We start from the raw sequence: 22,806 nt of genomic DNA on the forward strand, positions 1-22,806 counted from the left end.
AAGGAGCAATCTGGAATGGTACGGAAGATCAGGGCGAAGCTGGTGCTCCAGCTGCGCGCAGAAGGTCTGTCGGGGCGAGCGATTTCGTCCTCGCAGGGCATGTCCCGCAAGTCCGTGAGGGCGGTGTTCGAGGCCGCTGACGCTGCAGGGATCGGGTGGGGCGATATCGCGGACGTCGCCGATGAGCAGGTGTATGCCCGGTTGTTCCCGGGCCGGGGCGAGCACGAGAGCGTGTTCGCACAGCCGGACTGGGAACAGGTCCATCGAGAGATGGCCAGGGTCGGCGTGACGCTGAAGCTGTTGCACGGCGAGTACTTCGACGCGACCACGGCGGCTGGGGATCCGGCGATGGGGTATGACCGGTTTTGCCGCACCTACCAGCACCACGTCATGGTCACCGGTGCCGCTTCGAGAGTCGGTCACAAGGCCGGCCAGAGCGTGGAGGTCGACTGGTCCGGCCCCACGATGGAGCTGGCCGATCCGGTCACCGGCGAGGTCTCGAAGGTGTTCTTGTTCGTTGCCTGCCTGCCTTTTTCTCGTTACGCGTTCTGCTTCCCGGCGCTGGATATGCGCCAGGAGTCCTGGCTGCGAGCGCACGTAGCGATGTTCGAGGCGCTGGGCGGGACGGTCCCGAGGATCGTTCCGGACAACCTCAAGACCGGTGTGGTGAAGCACCCCCGCGAGGGCGAGATCGTCCTGAACGATGCGTATCGCGAGATGGCAGCGCATTACTCGGCGGCGGTGCTCCCGGGGAGGGTGCGGAAACCGAAAGACAAGGCGAGCGTGGAGAACACCGTCGCGCACGTCGCGACCTGGGTCATCGCCGGGCTGCGGGATCAGCGATTCACGTCCCTGCCCGAACTTGCAGCCGCCATCGGGCAGCGGATGGAGGCCTATAACGCGGAGCCGTTCCAGAAGCGGCCCGGATCCCGCGCCAGCGTGTTCGACGCGGAGGAGCGGCCGCTGCTGACGCCGCTGCCGGCGGTGCCCTACGAGATCTCGACATGGCACTACGGACGACGAGTGGGCAGGAACGGGCACGTCACGTTCGCGCGGAACTTCTACTCCGCGCCGTTCGCGCACATCGGCGCGAAGGTCGATCTGCGCATCACGGCCCGGACGCTGGAGATCTATCAGGGCAGCCAGCGACTGACCAGTCACCTGCTGCTCCCGGAGACCGCGAGCAATGAGTACCGCACCAACGACGCGGACCTACCTGCGGGCGAGCGTTTCCAGGCCTGGGACGCGCAGAGGGTGCGGGCGTGGGCAGATCGGGTCGGGCCGGCCACGGTGATCGTGATCCAGCGGATCTTCGAGTCCGTGCCGATCGTGGAACAGGGCCTGGATCCCGCGTTGGCGGTGCTACGGCTCTCTCGCCGCTTCTCCGTAGATCGGGTCGAGGCGGCCTGCGCACTCGCGCTGACGGGACGGGTCCGTTCACCGCGCTATGCGCATCTGCACCCGATCTTGGCCACCGGGCAGGACAAGGTCGCCGCCCTGCGTCCACCCCGCGAGGAACCCGCGGAAGACGGCGGATACGTCCGTGGCGCCGACTACTACGCCGGAGGTGTCCGGTGAGCGTGATCGATAACGACACGAAGCGGAAGCTGCGCGAGATGGGCGCGACCGCGCTGCTGGACGCGATCGATGCCCAGGATGAGGCTCACGTGCTGGGGATGTCGTTCCAGGAACGGCTCCAGCTGATCGTGGACGAGGCGCATTCCATCTTCAATCATGGAAAGGTCGAGGGTCTGATCCGCCGGGCGGGGCTGCGTTATCCCGGAGCGGACCTGCGGCGGCTGGATCTGGTCGAGGAACGGGGACTGAACCGGAACGTGATCGCGCAACTGGCAACCTGCTCCTTCATCCAGCGGCAACAGAACGTGGTCTTCCAGGGCTTCACCGGCTCAGGGAAGTCCTACCTCGGCTGCGCGCTGGCGAAGCAGGCCTGCCAGCACCGGCTCCGAGCCCACTACATCCGAATGCCCGACCTCGAAGAGGCCTGGGCCCTGGCAAAGGACAAGCCGCAGGGCCAGACGAAGTTCCTGCGGAAGTACTCCACGTTCTCGCTGCTGGTGATCGACGAGTGGCTGCTGGACCATCCTGACGAGGGAATGCGTTCGATGCTGCTGGAACTGCTCGAGCGCCGCTATGACACCGGCTCGACCGTGTTCTGCACCCAGTACCCGAAGAAGGACTGGCACGCCCGGCTCGGTGGAGCAGTCCACGCCGATGCGATCATGGACCGCATCGTGCACAACACAATCTGGATCGACACCGGCGACAGGAACATGCGAGAACACACCGCACTGCCCCAGTGACCCGATGCCGGCGGGAGCCAGTGGTCCCCACCGCGGCGGCTACTGGCCCCCGTCGGCACGATCGGCGGTCCCCAAGAGCAAGATTCGGTGGCTCCCACGACTACGAATACTCAGGCGAGCTGGGCGGGCACTGAGGTCGTCCGCGCGTCCCGCCGGAGTGCCCAGCAGCCGCGTACGGTTGCCGGATGAACCAGACACGGCGCTTCGACCTCGTTCTCTTCGGTGCCAGCGGCTTCGTGGGCCGCTTGGTGGCCCAGCACCTGGCCGATCAGGCCCCTGCTGGGGTGCGCATCGCCCTGGCAGGACGCACCCTCGCCCGGCTGGAGGAGGTGCGGGACCGTCACGGCCGGTCCGAGTGGGCTCTCCTCACCGCCGACAGCAGCGACCACGCCGCGTTGGCCGACCTCGCCGGGGCGGCCCGCGTGGTGGCGAGCACCGTCGGCCCGTACCACCGCCACGGCCTGCCCCTGGTGCTCGAGTGCGCCCGAGCCGGCACCGACTACGTGGACCTGACCGGGGAGGTCGCCTTCGTCCGCGAGTCGATCGACCGCGCCCACGACGAGGCGGTGCGCACTGGAGCCCGCATCGTGCACTCCTGCGGTTTCGACTCGGTCCCCTCCGACCTGGCCGTCCACCTCCTGCACGGCGCCGCCACCGCGGACGGCGCCGGCGGGCTGGGCGACACCACGCTGCTGGTGACGCAGCTGCGCGGCGGCCTCAGCGGCGGCACCGTCGACTCGATGCGCGAACAGCTCACCCTGGTCCGCTCGGACCGGGAGGCAGCGCAGCTGGCCGCCGATCCCTACGCGCTCGCACCGGACCGGGCCACCGAGCCGCGCCTGCCCGGGCAGGACGACTCGACCGAGATCTTCATCGAGTCCGCATCGGGTCGGTGGACGGCGCCGTTCGTGATGGCGTCCTACAACACCCGTATCGTGCGCCGCAGCCACGCGCTGCTGCGCGAGCACGGGGACACACCGGCGGGGTACGGCGCGGCGTTCCGGTACCGCGAGATGGTCGACACCGGGCGAGGGCGGAGGGGACGCCGGCGTGCACAGGCGCTCCGAACCGGACTCGCGGCGCTGTGGCTGGGGCTGAGCACACCGGGCCTGTCGCGGATCGTCGATGCCCTGCTGCCGGAGCCCGGCGAGGGCCCCTCCGCGGCGCAGCGTGACGCCGGCAGGTTCGAGGTGCAGGCACGGACCACCACCGACAGCGGGGAGTACCTCGCCACCGTGGGAGCACAGGGCGATCCCGGGTACGCCGCGACCTCCGTCATGATCGGACAGGCCGCCCTCGCGCTGGCTGTCGACCCCGGCCACTGCCACCCCGATGGCGGCGTGCTGACACCGGCCGTGGCCCTGGGCGATGTGCTCGTGGAGCGGCTGCGGGCGCAGGGTTTCCGGTTGCGCGTGGACCCCCTCTAGGCGCCGGTCTTCTGCGGCTCCCGGCGGGGCAGCACCTTGCGCATGATGTCGGTCGAGGTGACCACGCCGAGGAACTCCTCCCCGTCCATGACCGCCGCGAGCTGCTCGTTCTCTCCGCGGATCATGGTCAGCGCGGCCAGCACCGGGGTGTCCCCCTGGAGCCGGAAGGCGGGGCGAGCCAGTTCGGCGACGGGACGGGCCGGGTCCTCCAGCAGGGTGTCGCGCACGTGGATCACACCGGGGCCGTCTGCATCCAGGTCCCGCACCAGGATCCGCTTGTGACCGGTGCGGGCCGAGGCCGCCTGGAGATCGGCGACGGTGGCATCGCGATCCACGGCGGTGGCCCGATCGGCCGGGTCGATCAGCTCGCGCAGCGGGACGTCGGCCAGGTCCAGCACCTCGGAGATCTGCGAGCGGAACTCCTCCTCCAGCACGCCCTGCTCGCCGGAGTGCTCCACCAGCTGGCGGATGGTGTCCGCGTCCCGCCCTCCCACGGCGGCGCGGTCGACGGGCTCGATGCCGCTGGCCTTCACCAGGCGGTTGGCGACGGCGTTGACGAAGGTGAGCAGGGGTCGCACCAACGTGATGAACACGCGGGAGGGGATCGCGATGACCTTCGCAGCGGTCTCGGGAGCGGCGATCGCCCAGGACTTCGGAGCCATCTCCCCGACCACCAGGTGCAGGAACGTCACCAGCAACAGGGAGAGGACGAACGACGTGGTGCCCGCCACCTGGGACGGCAGACCGATGGTCTCCAGCAGTGGCCCGAGTGCCTTGTCCACGCCGGGCTTGGTGATCGCGCCCAGGGCGAAGGTGCACAGGGTGATGCCGAGCTGGGCGCCGGCCAGCATGATCGTCAACTCGTGCATGCCCTTCAGCGCTGCCCTGGCGGAAGCGCTGGTATCAGCCTCCTCCTCCAGACGGTGGCCTCGTGCGCCCAGCAGGGCGAACTCGATGATCACGAAGAATGCGCTGGCCACCAGCAGCAGGATCGTCGCGACGATGACGAAGACGGGATTGGTGCTCATCGTTGCTCCTCCTCGTCACGGGTCTCGTCGTCGTCCAGGTCCTCCAGCTCGCCCGGATCGACCTCGTGCTCCTGCAGCTCGACCCGCAGGCGGCTGGGCACGTGCCGGTCGGTCTCCAGCACCTCGATGTGCAGCTCGCGCCGCATCGGCTGGTCGGCGACCATGTCGCTTGGCACCGCCGGCAGCGTCACGGTCAGGGTGCGGCCCTCTTCGGGCAGCTCGCCGAGCTGGGCGATGACCAGGCCACCCACGGTCTCGTAGTCGTCCTCCGGCAGCGGGTAGCCGATCAGCCGGATCAGCTCGTCGGCGTGGACGTCGCCGTCCATCTCCCAGGAGTCCTCGGGGCCGTCGGAGGCGGTGACCTCGTCGGTGTCCTCGTCGTGCTCGTCGTGCAGCTCACCGATGAGCTCCTCGGCCAGGTCCTCCTCGGTGAGGATCCCGGAGAAGGTGCCGAACTCGTCGATCACGCAGGCGATCTCCTGACCCACCTCGCTGAGCGCCTCGAGCACGTCCGGCAACGGCATGCGCTCGGGCACGATGAGCGGTTCGCGCATGGCGACGGTGACGGGCTCCTCGTCCCGGTGGCGGGCCGCCAGCAGGTCGGTCATCAGAACCACGCCGACGGGCTCGTCCTCGTCGGAGACCACGGGGTAGCGGCTGTGAGCGCCGGCCATCAGGGTGCGGATCTCGCCGATCGTGGTGTCCTCGTCCACCGTGTCCACCTTGGCGCGGGGCACCATGGCGTGCTCGGCGTCCTGCTCGGGGAAGTCGATCACCCGGTCGATGACGTTGGAGAGGTCCTCGGGCATGTCACCGCTGGCGCGGGAGTCCCGCACGATGCGCTCGAGGTCCTTGGCGGTGGCGGTGGAGTCCACGTCGTGCACGGGCTCCATGCCCAGCAGGCGGATCAGTGCATTGGAGGCGTGGTCGAAGAAGGAGATCAACCAGCCGAACAGGGCCAGGTAGATCAGGGTGGTGCGGGATACGAGGCGCGCCACCTTGTCCGCGGCGGCGATGGCGAGGTTCTTGGGGTACAGCTCACCGAAGATCATCTGCACCACGGTGGCGATCACCAGGGCCAGCACGGTGCCCACCGAGATGCTCACGGCGGCCGGTACGCCGGCCCTGCCGAGCAGATCGCCGAGGGCCTCTCCCACCAGGGGTTCGGCAACGTAGCCGACCATCAGGCCGGTGACGGTGATGCCCAGCTGCGCTCCGGAGAGCATAAACGAGGTGCGCTCGGTGACCTTGAGGGCACGTGCAGCCGCTTCGTCGCCACCGGCTGCCGCGGCGCGCAACTTGGCACGGTCCACTGACATGAAGGCGAATTCCTGGGCCACGAAGTAGCCGTTGGCGGCGATCAGCACCAGGATGATGAGAATGCCGAGCAGCAGGAGGAGGATCGTGGTGCCCATCAGCCACGCCCTCCGATGAGCGCACTGGTGGGCCGGGGACTGGCAGACGGGGAGTCGTCGGTCATGACGGCGATCGTAATGGCTTTCCTACGCGGTGTCTGAGAAGGGGCTGGCACTGGCAGCGAGGTGTAGCGCCTGTCACCCCTGGATCATCAGGGCAGGTCGTCGACCTCGAGATCCACCATCAGTTCCCCGGCGATCCGCTCCAGGGCCTCGCGCACCTCGGTCGGGTCGCCCTGGGCAGGAAGGTGCACCAGCGCCTCGGCCTCGAACAGCACCCCACCGCCCTGCGGGGCGTCGGTGGTCCACGAGCGCAGCTCCTCGATGCTGGCGTGCAGCGCTGCCAATGCCGTGGTCACCTCGCGCACCATGCCGGAGCGGTCCTGGCCGATCAGGTGCACGTGCAACGGCACGGACCCCTCCGCCGGGCCGTCGGCGAGCATGGCATCGCGTTCTGCTGTGCGGGCCTCGGTGACATCGACCCGCAGCCCGACGCTCTGCTGCAGGGAGGCGAGGGCCGCTGTGAGCTCCTCGGCGCGGTCCTCGGGGACGTCCACCAGCACGACGCCGGCGAATTTGCCTGCCAGGTGGGAGAGGCCGCTCTCCAGCCAGTTGCCGCCGTGCAGGTCCACCTGCTCGGCCAGTGCGGAGACCAGTCCTTCGCGGTCGTCCCCGATCGCGGTCAGCACGAGTTGAGTCATGCTGCGCAGACTATCCGAGACCGACGTCACTCGGGAGTGCTCGATCACGATGACGGTGGGATCAGCCGGTGGGTGCGGCCACGCCCGCCTTGTACAACCCGTAGGTGTACGCGTCGGAGATGGCCTCCCAGGATGCCTCGATGATGTTGGGACCCACGCCGACGGTGGTGAACTCGAGGTCCGCCCCGGCGGTGCGCACCAGCACGCGGGTGGTGGCGTCGGTGCCGTGGTGGGCATCGAGGATCCGCACCTTGAAATCCTGCAGCTCCAGCTGGTCGATCAGTGGGAAGCGGTCCCGCAGTGCCTGCCGCAGGGCGAGGTCCAGGGCGTTGACAGGACCGTTGCCCTCGGCGATCGCCACAGCTCGTCCCGTGGAGGCGCCCCCGTTCTGCCCTGTGCCGGTTCCGCTGACGGTTCCGCGCAGCTTCACGGTGGCCTCGGTCTCCAGGGTGCCGTCACGCAGCTGCTGGGAGGTGGCGCGCCAGGACTCCACCTCGAAGTACCGCGGCACACGGCCGATCTCGTCCAGCAGCAGCAGCTCGAAGGAGGCATCGGCAGCCTCGTAGGAGTACCCCTCGGCCTCGCGCTGCTTCACCGTGCCCGCCAGGCGCGAGAGCACGTTCTGCTCCCCCGTCAGGTCGAAGCCCAGCTCACGGCCCTTCAGCTCGATGGAGGCGCGGCCTGCCATGTCCGAGATGATCATGCGCATGTCGTTGCCGATGGCGCGCGGATCCATGTGCTGGTAGAGGTCCGGGTCCACCCGGATGGCGCTGGCGTGCAGGCCCGCCTTGTGGGCGAAGGCGCTCGCCCCGACGTAGGGCGCGCGGGCGCCGACGGGCATGTTGACGATCTCGCCGATGGCGTGCGCGATCCGTGTGGCCTCGGCGAGGGTCTCCCCCGGCACCAGGTCCAACCCCATCTTCAGCTGCAGGTCTCCGAGCATGGTGAGCAGGTCCGCGTTGCCGGTGCGCTCCCCGTAGCCGTTGACGCAGCCCTGCACGTGGGTGATGCCCGCTCGCACTGCCATGAGGGCGTTGGCAACGGCACAGCCGGAGTCGTTGTGGGTGTGTGCGCCCAACCGCGCCCCGGCGTGCCCTGCGGCCTCCAGGCGGGCGCGCAGCTCCTCGACCACCTCGGTCACCTGGTGCGGGAGCATGCCACCGTTGGTGTCGCACAGCACCACCACGCGCGCGCCCGCCGCGAAGGCCTCGACCACCACGGAGGTGGTGTAGTCGGGATCATGGGCGAAGCCGTCGAAGAAGTGCTCGGCGTCCACGAACACCTCCCGCCCCAGCCGGACCAGGTGGGCGACGGTGTCCCGCACCATCGCCAGGTTCTCCTCGCCGTTGGTGCGCAGCGCGCCGGTGACGTGGCGCAGATCGGACTTGGCCACCAGCGTCACCGTGGGGGCGCCGGAGCCCACCAGGGCCGTGACCTGCGGGTCGTCCTGCACGGGCACGCCGGCCTTGCGGGTGGCACCGAAGGCCGCGAGCCTGGCGCAGTGCAGGTCCAGTTCGGTGCGGGCGCGGGCGAAGAACTCGGTGTCGCGCGGCACGGCACCGGGCCAGCCGCCCTCGATGTAGGTGACGCCGAGCTCGTCGAGGTGGCGGGCCACCGCGAGCTTGTCGGCCACCGACAGGGTGAGACCCTCCTGCTGGGAGCCGTCACGCAGGGTGGTGTCGTAGAGGTGGAACGCGTCGATCGGATCGACTGCGGTGCGGGGACCGGGGGTCGTCATGGCATCCTCACACCAGTCGGGTCAGCCAGCCGTGGCGGTCGGGGACCCGGCCGTACTGGATGCCGGTCAGCTCCTCGCGCAGGGCGAGGGTGGTCTGGCCGGAACCGCCGTCGCCGATGGTCCAGGTGCCGTCCTGGGAGCGGAACTCACCGATCGGGGTGATCACCGCCGCGGTGCCGCAGGCGAACATCTCGGTGATCTCCCCGGCGCTGATCTGGCGGGCGACCTCGCTCATCAGCAGCGTGGTCTCCACGGGCTGAAGCCCGCGGTCCTGGGCGATGCGCAGCACGGACTCGCGGGTCACGCCCTCCAGGATCGATCCGGACAGGCGCGGGGTGAGGATGCGGTCGTCCCGCGTGATCGCGAAGACGTTCATGCCGGAGAGCTCGTCGATCGCGGTGTGGGTCTCGGAGTCCAGGAACATCACCTCATCGGCCCCGTGGGAGACGGCCTCGTTCTTGGCCAGCAGAGAGGAGGCGTAGTTGCCGCCGCACTTGGCGGCGCCCGTGCCACCGGCGCCGGCGCGGGCGTAGGTGTCGGTCACCCACACCACCAGCGGCTGCACGCCGCGCGGGAAGTAGGTGCCGGCCGGGGAGGCGATCACGTAGTAGTCCACCGTGTGGGAGGCCCGCACCCCCAGGAACTCCTCGGAGGCGAACATGAACGGCCTCAGGTACAGGGAGGTCTCCCCCTCCGGCTGCGGCACCCAGGGCTCATCGGCGGCAACGAGGGCGCGCACGGACTCCAGGAAGTCCCGCTCGGGAAGCTCGGGCAGTGCGAGCCGGCGGGCGGAGCGCATCATGCGGCGCGCGTTCTGCTCGGGCCGGAAGGTCCACACGGAGCCGTCGGCGTGGCGGAACGCCTTCATGCCCTCGAAGATCTCCTGCCCGTAGTGCAGCACCGCCGCAGCGGGTGAGAGCTGCAGCGGCCCGAAGGGCACCAGCTCGGCGCCGGTCCAGCCCTCCGACACGGTCCAGCGGGCGTGAGCCATGAAGTCGGTGAAGTGCTGGCCGAAGCCGGGGGCGGCGAGGATGCGGGCGCGCTCGTCGTCGGTGATGCGCCGCGCGGTGGCGGCGGGGGTGAAGGTGAGCGCGCTCATCGATGTCTCCTCGGGACGGGGTAGGGGCAGGATAGTTCGGTCAGTGTCCGCTGATCGCGGCGACCAGGGCGTCGCCGATCTCGGTGGTGCTGCGGGTACCCAGCTCGCCCCGAGCGGCGAGGTCGGCCTCGACGGCGGCCCGCACGGTCGCGGCGGCCTGCTCGTGGCCCAGGTGGTCCAGCAGCAGTGCCACGGAGGACACGGTCGCGGTGGGGTCAGCGATTCCCTGCCCGGCGATGTCGGGGGCGGAGCCGTGCACCGGCTCGAACATGGAGGGGAACTCGCCGGTGGGGTTGATGTTCCCGCTGGCGGCCAGTCCGATGCCGCCGCCGATCGCGGCGGCGAGGTCGGTGAGGATGTCGCCGAACAGGTTGTCGGTGACGATCACGTCGAAGCGGCCCGGGTCGTTGACCAGGTAGATGGTGGCGGCATCGATGTGGGCGTAGTCCACGGTGACCTCGGGGAACTCGCGGCCCACCTGGTCCACCACGCGGCTCCACAGCTTCCCGGCGTGGACCAGCACGTTGTGCTTGTGGACCAGGGTGAGGCGCCGGCGGCGGCGCTGGGCCTGCTCGAAGGCGTAGCGCACCACGCGATCGACACCGACGGCGGTGTTCAGCGAGACCTCGGTGGCGACCTCCAGCTCGGTGCCGGTGCGCATGGATCCGCCGTTGCCGACGTACGGGCCCTCGGTGCCCTCGCGGACCACCAGGAAGTCCACCTCGCCGGGATCGGCCAACGGTGAGGCAACGCCGGGCACCAGGCGGGTGGGGCGCAGGTTCACGAAGTGGTCGAAGCCGAAGCGGAGCTTCAGCAGCAGCCCTCGCTCGAGGACCCCGGAGGGGACCTCGGGGTCGCCGACGGCACCCAGCAGGATCGCGTCGTGCTCGGCCAGGCGCTGCATGTCGTCCTCGGTGAGGGTCTCGCCGGTGCGGTGCCAGCGGCCGGCGCCGAGGTCGAAGTCGGTGGTCTCCACCGACACGCCGGCGGGTTCGAGAGCGGCGCGCAGGGCCCGCAGACCCTGGGGGACCACCTCTTTGCCGATGCCGTCGCCCTCGATGACGGCGAGGCGGATGCGGGTGCGCCGGGGGTCGGGGGCGCTGGGAGTGCTGGGGTTGCTCGTCATGGCTGTCTCCGGTTCAGTACGCGATGTCGACGGTGTGGATGGCGCGGGCACCGATGGCCTCGCCGATCCGCTCGGCGAGCTCGCGCGGGGCGGACTGGTCGAGGTTGAGGATCACCAGGGCCTCGGCGCCGGGTCCGTCCCCGGCGCGGGACACCTGCATGCCGGCGATGTTGACGCCGGCCTCGCCCAGCAGGGCACCGTACTGGCCGATCTGGCCGGGGCGGTCCTCGTAGCGGATCATCATCAGGTGGTCGCTGAGTGTCACGTCCAGGGGGTGCCCGGCCACCTCGATCAGCTTGTGGATCTGGTCCACTCCGCTGAGGGTGCCGGAGACGGAGACCACCTCGCCGTCACGGAGGGTGCCGCGCACCTGGATCACGTTGCGGAAGCGCTCGGTGCCCTCGTGGGTCTCGAGGTTCACGGTGATCCCGCGCTCCTCGGCGAGGACGGGGGCGTTGACATAGCTGACCTGCTCGGTGACGACGCTGCGGAACACACCGCGCAGCACCGACAGCTTCAGCGCGGTGACGTCGCGGGAGGCGATCTCGCCGCGGATCACGATGTCCAGCAGCTCGGGAGCCTCCCCCGCCATCACGGTGAACAGCTGGCCCAGGCGGTCGGCGAGGGCCACCCCCGGGCGCACCAGGTCGTCGATGGCTCCCCCGGCCACGTTGACGGCGTCGGGGACCAGCTCCCCGGCCAGGGCCAAGCGCACGGACTGGGCCACGGCGATGCCGGCCTTCTCCTGCGCCTCGGCGGTGGAGGCACCCAGGTGCGGGGTCAGGGTGACGTTGTCGAGCTCCAGCAGCTTCGCGGCGCTCGGGGAGGCCGAGGGCGGCTCCGAGGAGTACACGTCCAGCGCGGCGCCGGCGATCCGCCCACTGGTGAGAGCCTCCACCAGGGCGTGCTCGTCGATGAGACCACCGCGGGCGGCGTTGACCACGTGCAGGGTGGGCTTGGCCATCGCCAGCTGCTCGGCGCCGATCAGACCCGTGGTCTCCGGGGTCTTGGGCATGTGCACGGTGACCACGTCGGATTCGCGCATCAGCTCGTCGAGCTCGACCACCCGCGCGCCCAGCTCGGCGGCGCGGGTGTGGTTGACGTACGGGTCGTAGGCCAGCAGGTGCACGCCGAAGGGGGCCAGGCGCTCGGCGACCAGCTGACCGATGCGGCCGAAGCCCACCACACCCACGGTCTTGCCCAGCAGCTCGGTGCCCGTGAGGGCCTTGCGCTCCCACTTGCCCTGCTTCATCGAGGCGTCGGCGCGGCCAAGGTTGCGCAGGGAGGCCAGGATCAGCGTCACCGCGAGCTCGGCGGCCGAGACGATGTTGGAGGTGGGGGCGTTGATCACCATCACCCCGGCGGCGGTCGCGGCGGGGACGTCGACGTTGTCCAGGCCCACGCCGGCGCGGGCGACGACGCGCAGCTTCGGGGCCGCGGCGTACACCTCCGCGTCGACCAGGGTGGCGGAGCGGACCAGCAGGGCATCGGCCTCCGCCACCGCGGCGAGCAGCGCGGGACGGTCGGTGCCGTCCACGCTGCGGACCTCGACGTCGGGGCCCAGGACCTCGACGGTGGCGGGCGACAGCTCCTCAGCGATGAGCACGACAGGACGCGTCACGGAATCTCCTCCGGTACGGATGGGGGTCGTCGCTCACGCCCTCGGGTGCGACGGGTTTCAGGGGACAGCGTAGTCCGGTGTCCGCCATGCGGGAACGCGGGTCAGAATGCGAGATCAGCGGCCGGTGAGTCCACTCGTGCTGCGCCGACAGCCTGATCAATCGCTGGCTGCGGAGCTGTCGGCGACGGGACAGGGCTCCCCCGCTTCCGCTTCGATCGCCGAAGCAGCAGACCTCTCATCACTGCGAGGCATTCTGCTCACCGGGTCGAGGCGAACTGCAGCGCGCCGAGGAGTCGCTCCGCTCACCCCTCCACGCGAATCCCCGCCAGCACCTGGTGGGCGAGGACGGGCGCCTCCTCGGCGGAGACCCCGTTGACCTGCACGCGATACTCCTCCTCCCCCACGTGCACGCGTACGGCGACGACCATCCCGTCCTCGCCACCCCGGCTGACCGCGGCGGTGACCAGGTCCGCACCGCCGATCTCCGCCCGCGCGGCGTAGAGCACGGCGTCGAGCAGGTAGGGGCTCGGGACCGGCAGGCGGAACAGGGTGATCCCGCCCTTGCGAGTGCCATTCTCGTCGACGCTGGAGATGCCGAGCTCTACCTCCTCGAGCTCACCCGACGTCGGAGGGATCGCGGCGGTGAGGCGGCCGAAGGAGATCTCCTGCCAGTCCTCGGGCACCTCGGTCGGCTCGACCAGTGGCAGCTCCTCCGCGTCGGAGATCGCGAGCGTGGGCACCGTGGCGACGACGTAGGTCATCAGCGCGTTCATCCGGCCGTCCTCGACGCCGAGATAGAAGGCGACCTCGCGCCGCAGGAACCCGTCCTCTCCCTCGCGCACGATCGGCACCACGCCGCGCACGAACGCGACCAGAGCGGCGCCCGCGCCGGGGAACGTGGTGCCCTCCGGCACCCGTGCGAGGAGGCTGGAGGTGTCCAGCACGCTCATCCGAGGACCATCCTCGGGATAGGGCGCCGGTTCGAGGTCGAACATCTCCGGCACGCCCACCTCGGGCGTCGGCGCCCCGCTGATGGGGACTTGCTCGAACAGCGGGTCGAAGGCCGAGGGGTTGAAGCCCTCGAGCCCGAACGCCTTCACGAGGACGGGCCCGATCTCACCGCTGCGGGAGTTGTCGGCCTCGAGCAGCAGAGGGGTGTCGGCGACCTCGACGACCGTCTGGAGCAGCACGTCACGCAGGGCGCTGCGCGCCTCGGAATCCCCACCGAGTGCCGCCGCGGCCTCGGCGTCGAACTCGAGCGGCTCGGCGGTGAGCAGGGGCGAGTCATCCGGGAAGCCGGGAGAGGCCCAGGTCCCGAAGCGGTCCTCTCGCTCGAGCGGCCCTGGCTCGATCCTCGTGCGCTCGTCCGCCGCGGCGGTGTCGATCTCCACGAGCCGCAGATCCTCCGCCGCCGCCCAGTCGTCGAAGGTGGTGCCAGGCTCCGGGGCGGGCTCCGAGGAGGCGCCTCCCCCGTCGCTTCCGGCACCCGGCGCCGGGTCCGTCCCTCCGGCCGGCTCCTCGTCCCCGCCCGGAAGCAGGGAGCATGCCCCCGCCGTCGTCATCACGCCCAGGGTCCCCAGCCCGGTCAGCGCCGTGCGTCGGTGGTCGTGCGGGTGGTCGCGTCCTTGCTCATCCCTGGATCCCCCTGCTCGGCACGTCGGCCGAGCTGTCGTGTGTGTGTTCAGAACATCATGATGCACGAAAGACCGCGGCGGGAGCACCTCGAGGGTGCTCCCGCCGTCGCGTGGGGATCGGGTGGGTCAGCGCGCGGCGCTGCCCTCGGTGTAGCCGTCATCCTGGGAGTCCTTGTTCCAGGAGAACATCTTGCGCAGGTCCTTGCCGACCACCTCGATGGGGTGCTTGGCCTCGTCCTCGCGGAGCTTCTTGAACTCGGTGCCGCCGGCGTCCTGGTCCTCGATGAAGCGCTTGGCGAAGGTGCCGTCCTGGATGTCGGTCAGCACCGCCTTCATGGACTCCTTGACGCGGTCGTCCACCACGCGGGGGCCGGAGACGTAGTCGCCGAACTCGGCGGTGTCGGAGATGGACCAGCGCTGCTTGGCGATGCCGCCCTCGATCATCAGGTCCACGATCAGCTTGAGCTCGTGGAGCACCTCGAAGTAGGCGATCTCGGGCTGGTAGCCAGCCTCGGTGAGGATCTCGAACCCGGCCTGGACCAGGTGGCTCATGCCGCCGCACAGCACGGCCTGCTCGCCGAACAGGTCGGTCTCGGTCTCCTCGGTGAAGGTGGTGCGGATACCGCCCGCACGCAGTCCGCCGATGGCCTTGGCGTAGGAGAGTGCGAGGTCCCATGCGCTGCCGCTGGCATCCTCCTCGACCGCCACAATCACGGGCACGCCGCGACCGGCCACGTACTCGCGGCGCACGATGTGGCCGGGGCCCTTGGGGGCCACCATCGCCACGTCCACACCCGCCGGGGGCTGGATGTAGCCGTAGCGGATGTTGAAGCCGTGGGCGAAGAACAGGGCATCGCCCTCGCGCAGCTTGTCCTTGATCTGCTCGTCGTAGATGGTGCGCTGGTACTGGTCCGGCGCCAGGATCATCACCACGTCGGCCCAGTCGGAGACCTCGGCAGGGGTGCCGACGGCCAGGCCCTGCTCCTCGGCCTTCGCGCGCGAGCTCGAGCCCTCCTTGAGGCCGATGCGAACCTCGACCCCGCTGTCGCGCAGGCTCAGCGCATGGGCGTGGCCCTGGGAGCCGAAACCGATGACCGCGACCTTCCTGCCCTGGATGATCGAGAGATCGGCGTCGTCGTCGTAGAACATGTCGGCCACGGTGTGTGCTCCTTGGGTCGATGGTGCGGGCCCGGATCGGGTCGCTGATCGGGGCAGATGCAGGATCATCCTACAGCCCGCCGTCTTACAGGTTGAGAGGGAATATCAGATGATGGAACGCGATAGGTGGGGAGGCGGGCTCAGCCCAGCAGGTTCTTGTCGGTGAGAGCGCGGCCGCCGCGTCCGATGGCCACTTCGCCGGACTTCACGATCTCGCGGATCCCGAAGGGCTCCAGCATGCTCAGCAGCGCGGTGAGCTTGTCCTGGGTGCCGGTGGCCTCGATGGTCACCGCGTCGGCGGCGGCGTCCACCACCTTCGCGCGGAACATCTGCACGATCTCCAGCACCGAGGTGCGGGTGGTGTTGTCGGCGGAGACCTTGACCAGCACCAGTTCGCGCTGCACTGTCTGCCGGGGCTCCAGCTGCACGATCTTCAGCACGTTGACCAGCTTGTTGAGCTGCTTGGTGATCTGCTCCAGAGGGTGCTGGGCGACGTCCACCACCACGGTGATGCGGGAGATCTCCGGGTGCTCGGTGGGGCCCACCGCGAGCGAGGCGATGTTGTAGCCGCGACGGGCGAACAGGGCGGCGACGCGGGTCAGCACACCGGGCTTGTTCTCCACCAGGACCGAGAGGGTCTGGGTGTCGGCGGGCATGACGGATTCGGTGGCGTTCATTCTCAGATGTCCCTCTCCCACTCGGGGCTCATGCCCTGCGCGATCTGGATCTCGTCGTTGGAGACGCCGGCGGGGACCATGGGCCAGACCATGGCGTCGGCGCTGACCTGGAAGTCCACCACCACCGGGCGGTCGTTGATCTCCATGGCCTGCTCGATGGTGGCGTCGATGTCCTCATCCCTCTCGCAGCGCAGACCGGCCGCGCCGTAGGCGTCGGCGAGCTTGACGAAGTCGGGGATGCGGCGGGTGCCGTGCCCGGTGTTGAGATCGGTGTGGGAGTACCGCTTGTCGTAGAAGAGGTTCTGCCACTGCCGCACCATGCCCAGCGAGCTGTTGTTGATCACCGCGACCTTGATCGGGATGTCGTTGATGACGCAGGTGGCCAGCTCCTGATTGGTCATCTGGAAGCAGCCGTCGCCGTCGATCGCCCACACGGTGGTGTCCGGCCGGCCCACCTTGGCGCCCATCGCGGCGGGCACCGAGTAGCCCATGGTGCCCAGGCCCCCGGAGTTGATCCAGGAGTTGGGCTTCTCGTAGCGAATGAACTGGCTGGACCACATCTGGTGCTGGCCCACGCCCGCCACGTAGATCGAGTCCGGTCCGGAGATCTCGCCGATCCGGGAGATCACCTTCTGCGGGGCGGTGTAACCGTCGGCGGTGGCGGTCCATCCCAGCGGGTAGGTGTCACGCAGCATCGACAGGGTGCTCCACCAGGACTCGTAGTCACGGGTGTCGTCGGCGGCGATGCGCTCACGCAGCTCTGCTGTCAGCGCGGTGGCCACCTCGGCGGCCTGGCCCACGATCGGGACGTCGGCGGTGCGGTTCTTGGAGATCTCCGCAGGGTCGATATCGGCATGGACGATCGTCGCGTTCGGCGCGAAGGAGTCCAGGCGACCGGTCACGCGGTCGTCGAAGCGCGCACCGATGGCCACGATCAGATCCGCCCGCTGCAGCGCGGAGACCGCCGCGACGGTGCCGTGCATGCCGGGCATGCCCAGGTGGCTGGGATGCGAGTCCGGCAGGGCGCCGCGGCCCATGAGGGTGGTGACGAACGGTGCGCCGCTGGTGTCGATCAGCTCGGTGACCCGCTGGGAGGCGCGGCCACGGATCACGCCGCCGCCCAGCAGGAACACGGGGCGACGCGCCTGCATCAGCAACGAGGCCGCCTCCCTGATCTGCTTGGTGTGGGGGCGGGGCTGCGGCCGGTAGCCGGGCAGGTCCAGGGTCTCGGGCCACACGAACTCGGCGGTGGCCTGCTGGGCGTCCTTGGTGACGTCCACCAGCACCACGCCGGGGCGGCCGGTGGAGGCGATGTGGAATGCCTGCTTGATCACCTTGGGGATCTCGGCCGCGTCCTTGACCAGGAAGTTGTGCTTGGTCACCGGCATCGTCATGCCCACGATGTCCGCCTCCTGGAAGGCGTCCGTACCGATGAAGGAGGAGCCCACCTGGCCGGTGATCGCCACCATCGGGATGGAGTCCATCTGGGCATCGGCGATGGGGGTGATGAGGTTGGTGGCACCGGGTCCGGAGGTTGCCAGGCACACGCCCACCTTGCCGGTGGCGTGGGCATAGCCGCTGGCAGCGTGGCCGGCGCCCTGCTCGTGACGCACCAGCACGTGGCGCAGCTTCTTCGCGTCCATCAGCGGGTCGTAGGTGGGCAGGATGGCGCCGCCGGGAAGGCCGAAGACGACCTCGGCCCCGGCATGCTCGAGGGACTGGACCAGCGCCTGGGCGCCGGTGAGGTGCTGAGGTGTCATCGGTACTCCTTCGTCGACATGGTGGACAGGTTTCATGCGACCGAACAGGTGGTGCGGGTAATGAAAAAGCCCCTCAGCCTGAGGCTCTGAGGGGCGCGGGACGTCTCGTGGGGACGAACGGGCGTCAGCCGCGCTCGGTGATTACGAGAAGAATCATGTGCATGCGGTCACCATAGCCCCCGTGGTGCCACCACCCGGACAGGGTGTCCACGATACGGACCCTTATGTCGTACGTCCCGGCCCCACCAGGTTCATCCCCACCAGGTACTTACCAGACCCCGGCCCGCCGCGCGACGGTCGGAAAGTCCCGCCCGATGCTCCCGGCTCCCCTATTCTGGTCGCAAGCAGTCCCCTCGCAGAGAGTCGCGTGAACCACTGATGACCGCTCCCGGACACTCCCCCCTGACCACCGTCGAGGACAACGACACGACCCCACCGCTGGAGGGCGAGCACATCGTCGTCGTGGGCGGCGGCATGACCGGCCACCGCTTCGTCTCCCGCCTGCGCGCCCAGGACCCCGAGGGGACCTGGACCCTCACCATGATCGGTGAGGAGCCCCAGCAGCCGTACGACCGCGTGCACCTGTCGAACTGGTTCTCCAGCCGCAACGCGGACCTGCTCACCCTGGACCCCACGGTCTGGGACGATCCCCGCATCACCCTGGTCACCGGCGACGCCGTGACCGCCCTGGACCGCGATGCGCAGACGGTCACCACCGCCAGCGGCACCGTGCACGCCTACGACCGCCTGGTGCTGGCCACCGGCTCCTGGGCATGGTCGCCCCGCGCCGAGGGCAACGACCTCCCGGGCACCTTCTCCTACCGCACCATCGATGACGTCGAGAAGATGGCCGAGTGGGTCACCCTGCGCTCGCAGAAGGTGGGCCGTCCACTGCGCGGCGTGGTCGTCGGAGGTGGCGTGCTCGGCCTGGAGGCAGCTGCCGCCCTGAAGAACATGGAGGTGGACACCACCGTCGTCGAGTTCGCGGACCGCCTGATGGCCGTCCAGCTGGATCAGGGCGGCGGCGAGATGCTGCGCCTGCTGATCGAGGATCTCGGCATCGGCGTGCGCACCGGCGTGGGAGCGGCCCGCTTCTCCCCCGCCGCCGATGGCGCCATGGGCACTGCCCACCTCACCGACGACTCCGAGCTGCCCGCCGACATCGTGGTGTTCTCGACCGGCATCCGCCCCCGCGACAAGGTGGCCCGCGAGGCGGGCCTGGCGATCGGTGAGCGCGGCGGCGTGGTGGTGGGTGACTCCTGCCAGACCTCCGACGATGCCATCTGGGCCGTGGGCGAGTGCGCCTCCTTCAACGGCGTGTGCGCGGGCCTGGTGGCCCCCGGCAACGACATGGCCGATGTGGTGGTGGACCGCTTCCTCGGGGGCAAGCGCACCCATGAGCGCGGGGTTGAGGGCACCAAGCTCAAGGGCGTCGGCGTGGAGGCCGCGGCCTTCGGCGACGTCAACGGGATCACCCCCGGAGCACTGGACGTCACATTCATCGACCCCTTCCACCGCCAGTACCGCAAGCTGGTGATGAGCGATGACGCCAAGACCCTGCTGGGCGGCGTGTTCATCGGCGACATCGAGCTTTACTCCTCGCTGCGCCCGCTGGTGGGCCGCGAACTGGGCGCCGATCCCTCAGCGCTGATCGCACCGGCCGGTGCGGGCGCGATGCCCGACACCGAACTGCCCGATGATGCCGTGGTGTGCTCCTGCAACAACGTTGCGGCGGGCACCATCCGCACCGCGGTCAACGAGCAGGGCTGCCACACCATCGGCCAGATCAAGGAGTGCACCAAGGCCGGCACCGTGTGCGGCTCCTGCGTTCCGCTGCTGACCAAGATCCTGAACAAGGAGCTGGAGAAGTCCGGCATCACCGTCTCCAAGGGCCTGTGCGAGCACTTCGCCCACTCCCGCGCGGAGCTGTTCAAGCTGGTGGAGGAGGGCGGCCAGCAGACCTTCAGCGAGGTGGTCGCCGCCTTCGGTACCGGCCGCGGCTGCGCTGCCTGTCGCCCCGTGGTGGCCTCGATCCTGTCCACGCTGGGCGCGATCACCGGCAAGCGCCACAACCCGGTGGGACGCCAGCTGGGCTCCCTGCAGGACACCAACGACTTCGTGATGGCCAACATCCAGAAGGACGGCACCTACTCGGTGATCCCGGCGATGCCCGCCGGTGAGGTCACCCCCGAGGGGCTGATGGTGATCGCGCAGGTCGCCCAGGACTACGGCCTGTACGTGAAGCTCAACGGTGCCCAGCGCATCGGCATGTTCGGCGCCCGCCTGGAGCAGCTGCCGGAGATCTGGAAGCGCCTGGTCGACGCCGGTTTCCAGTCCGGTCACGCCTACGGCAAGTCCCTGCGCATGGTGAAGGCGTGCCTGGGCACCAACTGGTGCCGCTTCGGTGTGCAGGACTCCACCACCATGGCCGTGGCGCTCGAGAAGCGCTACCGCGGCCTGCGCTCCCCGCACAAGCTGAAGATCTCCGTCTCCGGCTGCGCCCGCGAGTGCGCGGAGGCCCAAGCCAAGGACGTGGGCGTCATCGCCACCACCAAGGGCTGGAACCTGTACGTGGGCGGCAACGGCGGAGCCCAGCCGGCCCACGGCAAGCTGCTGGTGGAGGACCTGGACGACACCAACCTGGTCAAGTGCATCGACCGCTTCCTGATGCTGTACGTGCGTGAGGCCGACAAGCTGCAGCGCACCGCACGCTGGGTGGAGGAGTTCCCCGGTGGGGTCGACGAGCTGCGTCGCATCATCGTGGACGACTCGCTCGGCATCGGCGAGCAGCTGGAGGAGTCCATGCAGAAGCACGCCGACTCCTACGTGGACGAGTGGGCCGAGGCCGTGTACGACCCGGAGCGCCGCGCGAAGTTCGTCTCCTTCGTCAACGCGCCGGACGCCTCGGACCCGAGCCTGAAGTACGTAATCGAGCGCGGTCAGGCCCGCCCGGCGATGGAGGGCGAGACCGACACCTACCCATCGCTGCTGGCGGCCCGCGAGCACGCCATGGCCACCCCGGGCACCGCCGAGCCCTCCGGCTACGACCCCACCGACAAGAATTGAGGAGTGCGCAGCGATGAACACCGACGCCACCGTGGACACCTCGGCCGGCACCGCCGGCGAGATGATCGAGATCTGCTCCGTGGACGCCCTGACCGTGGAGCGCGGCGCCGCCGCACTGCTGCCTGACGGCACCCAGATCGGCGTGTTCCTGCTGGAGGACGGCAGCGTGCACGCGATCCAGCAGCTGGATCCGTACTCGGGCACCAACATCCTCTCTCGCGGCCTGGTGGGCTCCCACCTGGTGCCGGGCGAGGGCGAGGAGGCCGGGACGATCGTTCCCACGATCGCCTCCCCGATGTACAAGCAGGCCTGGAACCTGAGCACCGGCGAGGTGCTGGACTCCGGTGGTGGCGAGAAGAAGCCGATCTCGGTGTTCGACGCCGAGATCCGGGACGGGAAGGTCTACGTCTCCTCCTCGCCCCGCGCCCTGCCCGAGGCATGACGACCACCGACCCGCTCGAGGCCGATCCGCTGACCGTCGACGCGCTGTCCGCAGCGGTCCTGGAGCCCGGTTCCGTCGCCCTGGTGGGCGGTGGTCCGGGCGCCCTGGACCTGATCACCGTGCGGGGCCTGGCACTGCTGCGCCAGGCCGACGTGGTGGTGGTGGACAGGCTCGGCCCGGTGGGCCTGACCGAGCTGCTGGGCGACGAGGTGGAGATCATCCCCGTGGGCAAGGCCCCCGGGCAGCACTCCATGCGCCAGGCCGACATCGAGCAGGTGCTCGTGGACCAGGCCCGGGCAGGCAAGCGCGTGGTGCGCCTGAAGGGCGGGGACCCGTTCCTGCTGGGGCGTGGTGGCGAGGAAGTGATCGCGTGCCGTACCGCCGGTGTCGACGTGCAGGTGGTGCCCGGGGTGACGTCCTCGATCGCCGGGCCCGCTGCCGGTGACGTGCCGGTGACCCACCGCGGCACGGCGGTGGCCGTGCACGTGGTCAACGCCCACGGTGACCTGGGGCCTGCGGACCTCGCGGCCCTGCGCGATGCCGGCACCACCACGGTGCTGATGATGGGCGTGGAATGGCTGCCCCGCCTGGTCTCCCAGGCGATGCTCAACGGCGTCTCCGGGCACACCCCGGTGGCGATCGTGCAGAGCGCCACCCTGCCCGAGCAGAAGGTGGCCCGCGGGACCCTCGCGACCATAGAGCAGGTGGTAGCCGAGCAGCAGATCCAGCACCCTGCGGTGATCGTCGTCGGTGCCACCGCTGCTGAGGGCTTCCTGGCCGCGCCGGAGCCCGAGGGAACCGGTCGCGGAGCCGGCCGTGACAACCTCACCGCCCCGCAGGAGGAGCCGGAGGAGCCCTTCGCCGCACGCACCGACTCCCCCGTGCTGATCGGCTGCGCCCACGGCACCCGCTTCCGAGGTGGCCGCGACGTGATCCGGGAACTGCTGGTGATGGCCTCCCAGCTGGTGGACGCCCCCGTGCGCGAGTCCTTCGTGGACATCCAGGCCCCCGCGATCGACGACGCCGTGGCCGCCCACGCCGGGCCGTCGGTCGCCACCCGACCGGACACCCCCGTGACCGCGGTGGTGGTGCCGGTGCTGCTCTCGACCGGGTACCACGTGCGCAAGGACATCGGCTCGGCCGTGGCCGGTCGCACGGCGGTGGCCGCTCCCCCGCTGGGACCCGACGAGCGCCTGGCCACTGTGATGGCCGAGCGCCTGCTGGAGGCCGGTCTCACCGAGGGCGACACCGTGGTGATGGCCGCGGCCGGCACCAGCGACCCCGACGGCCTGGCGATGGTGGAGCAGATGCGGGACCTGCTGGCCGAGACCCTGGGTGCCGAGATCGGACTGGGCTACGTCGCGGCCTCCGAGCCGGATATGACCACAGCCGTGACCCAGGCCCGCGAGGGCGGGGCCGGGCGCGTGGTGGTGGCCTCGTACATGCTGGCACCGGGCCACTTCCAGAAGAAGCTGGAGAGCGCGGGGGCCGACGTGGTCGCCGAACCGCTGGGCACTCATCCGCTCGTGGCGGAGATCATCGCGGACCGGTACCGCGCGGCCGTCGGCGACTGAGCCGTCAAGATCGCCCACC

Annotated in this window: 17 protein-coding genes; 6 read left to right on the forward strand and 11 right to left on the reverse strand. The window is 69.8% G+C overall.

All coding sequences use genetic code 11. The features are described 5' to 3' along the window. Window positions 1-15 precede the first annotated feature (15 nt). From istA to JOD52_RS09115, 3 genes are all read left to right on the forward strand, one after another. Complete coding sequence (gene istA / locus JOD52_RS09105) at window positions 16-1,578, forward strand: IS21 family transposase (protein ID WP_204408388.1); 1,563 nt, start codon at window positions 16-18, stop codon at window positions 1,576-1,578. Further along, window positions 1,575-2,321 (forward strand): ATP-binding protein, encoded by a 747-nt coding sequence (locus JOD52_RS09110; protein WP_338124028.1) that lies wholly within the window; start codon window positions 1,575-1,577, stop codon window positions 2,319-2,321. The genes istA and JOD52_RS09110 overlap by 4 nt, the downstream gene beginning before the upstream one ends. A 185-nt stretch (window positions 2,322-2,506) precedes the next feature. Then, window positions 2,507-3,748 (forward strand): saccharopine dehydrogenase family protein, encoded by a 1,242-nt coding sequence (locus tag JOD52_RS09115; RefSeq protein ID WP_017824157.1) that lies wholly within the window; start codon window positions 2,507-2,509, stop codon window positions 3,746-3,748. On the opposite strand, the gene JOD52_RS09120 is transcribed toward JOD52_RS09115, so the two are convergent. The 11 genes from JOD52_RS09120 to JOD52_RS09170 all read right to left on the reverse strand — a co-directional run bounded on the left by JOD52_RS09120 (window position 3,745) and on the right by JOD52_RS09170 (window position 17,705). Beyond that, window positions 3,745-4,776, reverse strand: a complete 1,032-nt coding sequence (locus tag JOD52_RS09120) for a hemolysin family protein (protein WP_017824158.1) — start codon at window positions 4,774-4,776, stop codon at window positions 3,745-3,747. The genes JOD52_RS09115 and JOD52_RS09120 overlap by 4 nt on opposite strands. Then, window positions 4,773-6,191 (reverse strand): hemolysin family protein, encoded by a 1,419-nt coding sequence (locus tag JOD52_RS09125; RefSeq protein WP_017824159.1) that lies wholly within the window; start codon window positions 6,189-6,191, stop codon window positions 4,773-4,775. The genes JOD52_RS09120 and JOD52_RS09125 overlap by 4 nt, the downstream gene beginning before the upstream one ends. A gap of 152 nt (window positions 6,192-6,343) precedes the next feature. After that, complete coding sequence (locus JOD52_RS09130) at window positions 6,344-6,892, reverse strand: glycine cleavage system transcriptional repressor (protein WP_031307272.1); 549 nt, start codon at window positions 6,890-6,892, stop codon at window positions 6,344-6,346. A gap of 61 nt (window positions 6,893-6,953) precedes the next feature. Beyond that, window positions 6,954-8,630: a citramalate synthase gene (gene cimA / locus JOD52_RS09135; RefSeq protein ID WP_204409596.1), complete on the reverse strand. Its 1,677-nt coding sequence runs from the start codon at window positions 8,628-8,630 to the stop codon at window positions 6,954-6,956. A 7-nt stretch (window positions 8,631-8,637) separates the two neighbouring features. Continuing rightward, window positions 8,638-9,729, reverse strand: coding sequence for a branched-chain amino acid aminotransferase (locus JOD52_RS09140; protein WP_204409597.1), 1,092 nt, complete (start codon window positions 9,727-9,729; stop codon window positions 8,638-8,640). A gap of 40 nt (window positions 9,730-9,769) precedes the next feature. Beyond that, the gene (locus tag JOD52_RS09145) at window positions 9,770-10,855 is read right to left on the reverse strand and encodes a 3-isopropylmalate dehydrogenase (protein WP_204409598.1); all 1,086 of its coding nucleotides are present in this window, start codon (window positions 10,853-10,855) and stop codon (window positions 9,770-9,772) included. A 13-nt stretch (window positions 10,856-10,868) separates the two neighbouring features. Then, window positions 10,869-12,476: a phosphoglycerate dehydrogenase gene (gene serA / locus JOD52_RS09150; protein ID WP_204409599.1), complete on the reverse strand. Its 1,608-nt coding sequence runs from the start codon at window positions 12,474-12,476 to the stop codon at window positions 10,869-10,871. Between the two features lie 302 nt (window positions 12,477-12,778). Beyond that, window positions 12,779-14,038 (reverse strand): hypothetical protein, encoded by a 1,260-nt coding sequence (locus JOD52_RS09155; protein WP_204409600.1) that lies wholly within the window; start codon window positions 14,036-14,038, stop codon window positions 12,779-12,781. A gap of 198 nt (window positions 14,039-14,236) precedes the next feature. Further along, window positions 14,237-15,268 (reverse strand): ketol-acid reductoisomerase, encoded by a 1,032-nt coding sequence (gene ilvC, locus JOD52_RS09160; protein WP_338124073.1) that lies wholly within the window; start codon window positions 15,266-15,268, stop codon window positions 14,237-14,239. A gap of 140 nt (window positions 15,269-15,408) precedes the next feature. Then, window positions 15,409-15,945: an acetolactate synthase small subunit gene (gene ilvN / locus JOD52_RS09165; protein WP_017824167.1), complete on the reverse strand. Its 537-nt coding sequence runs from the start codon at window positions 15,943-15,945 to the stop codon at window positions 15,409-15,411. 2 nt (window positions 15,946-15,947) lie between these two features. After that, window positions 15,948-17,705 carry an acetolactate synthase large subunit gene (locus JOD52_RS09170; protein WP_204409601.1) on the reverse strand — a complete coding sequence of 586 codons (1,758 nt, stop codon included), beginning with the start codon at window positions 17,703-17,705 and terminating at the stop codon, window positions 15,948-15,950. 378 nt (window positions 17,706-18,083) lie between these two features. On the opposite strand from JOD52_RS09170, the gene nirB reads away from it, so the two are divergent. Genes nirB through cobA form a run of 3 tightly spaced genes read left to right on the forward strand, consistent with a single transcriptional unit; the run spans window position 18,084 to window position 22,787 of the window. Beyond that, on the forward strand, window positions 18,084-20,771 hold the full coding sequence (gene nirB / locus JOD52_RS09175) for a nitrite reductase large subunit NirB (protein WP_204409603.1): 2,688 nt from the start codon (window positions 18,084-18,086) through the stop codon (window positions 20,769-20,771). 13 nt (window positions 20,772-20,784) lie between these two features. After that, on the forward strand, window positions 20,785-21,213 hold the full coding sequence (locus JOD52_RS09180) for a nitrite reductase (NAD(P)H) small subunit (protein WP_204409604.1): 429 nt from the start codon (window positions 20,785-20,787) through the stop codon (window positions 21,211-21,213). Beyond that, entirely contained in the window at window positions 21,210-22,787 is a 1,578-nt protein-coding gene (cobA, locus tag JOD52_RS09185; protein ID WP_204409606.1) for a uroporphyrinogen-III C-methyltransferase, read from the forward strand. The genes JOD52_RS09180 and cobA overlap by 4 nt, the downstream gene beginning before the upstream one ends. The last annotated feature ends 19 nt before the right edge of the window (window positions 22,788-22,806 follow it).

The sequence above is a fragment of the Brachybacterium muris genome, from assembly GCF_016907455.1.
GTDB classification, from domain to species: domain Bacteria; phylum Actinomycetota; class Actinomycetes; order Actinomycetales; family Dermabacteraceae; genus Brachybacterium; species Brachybacterium muris.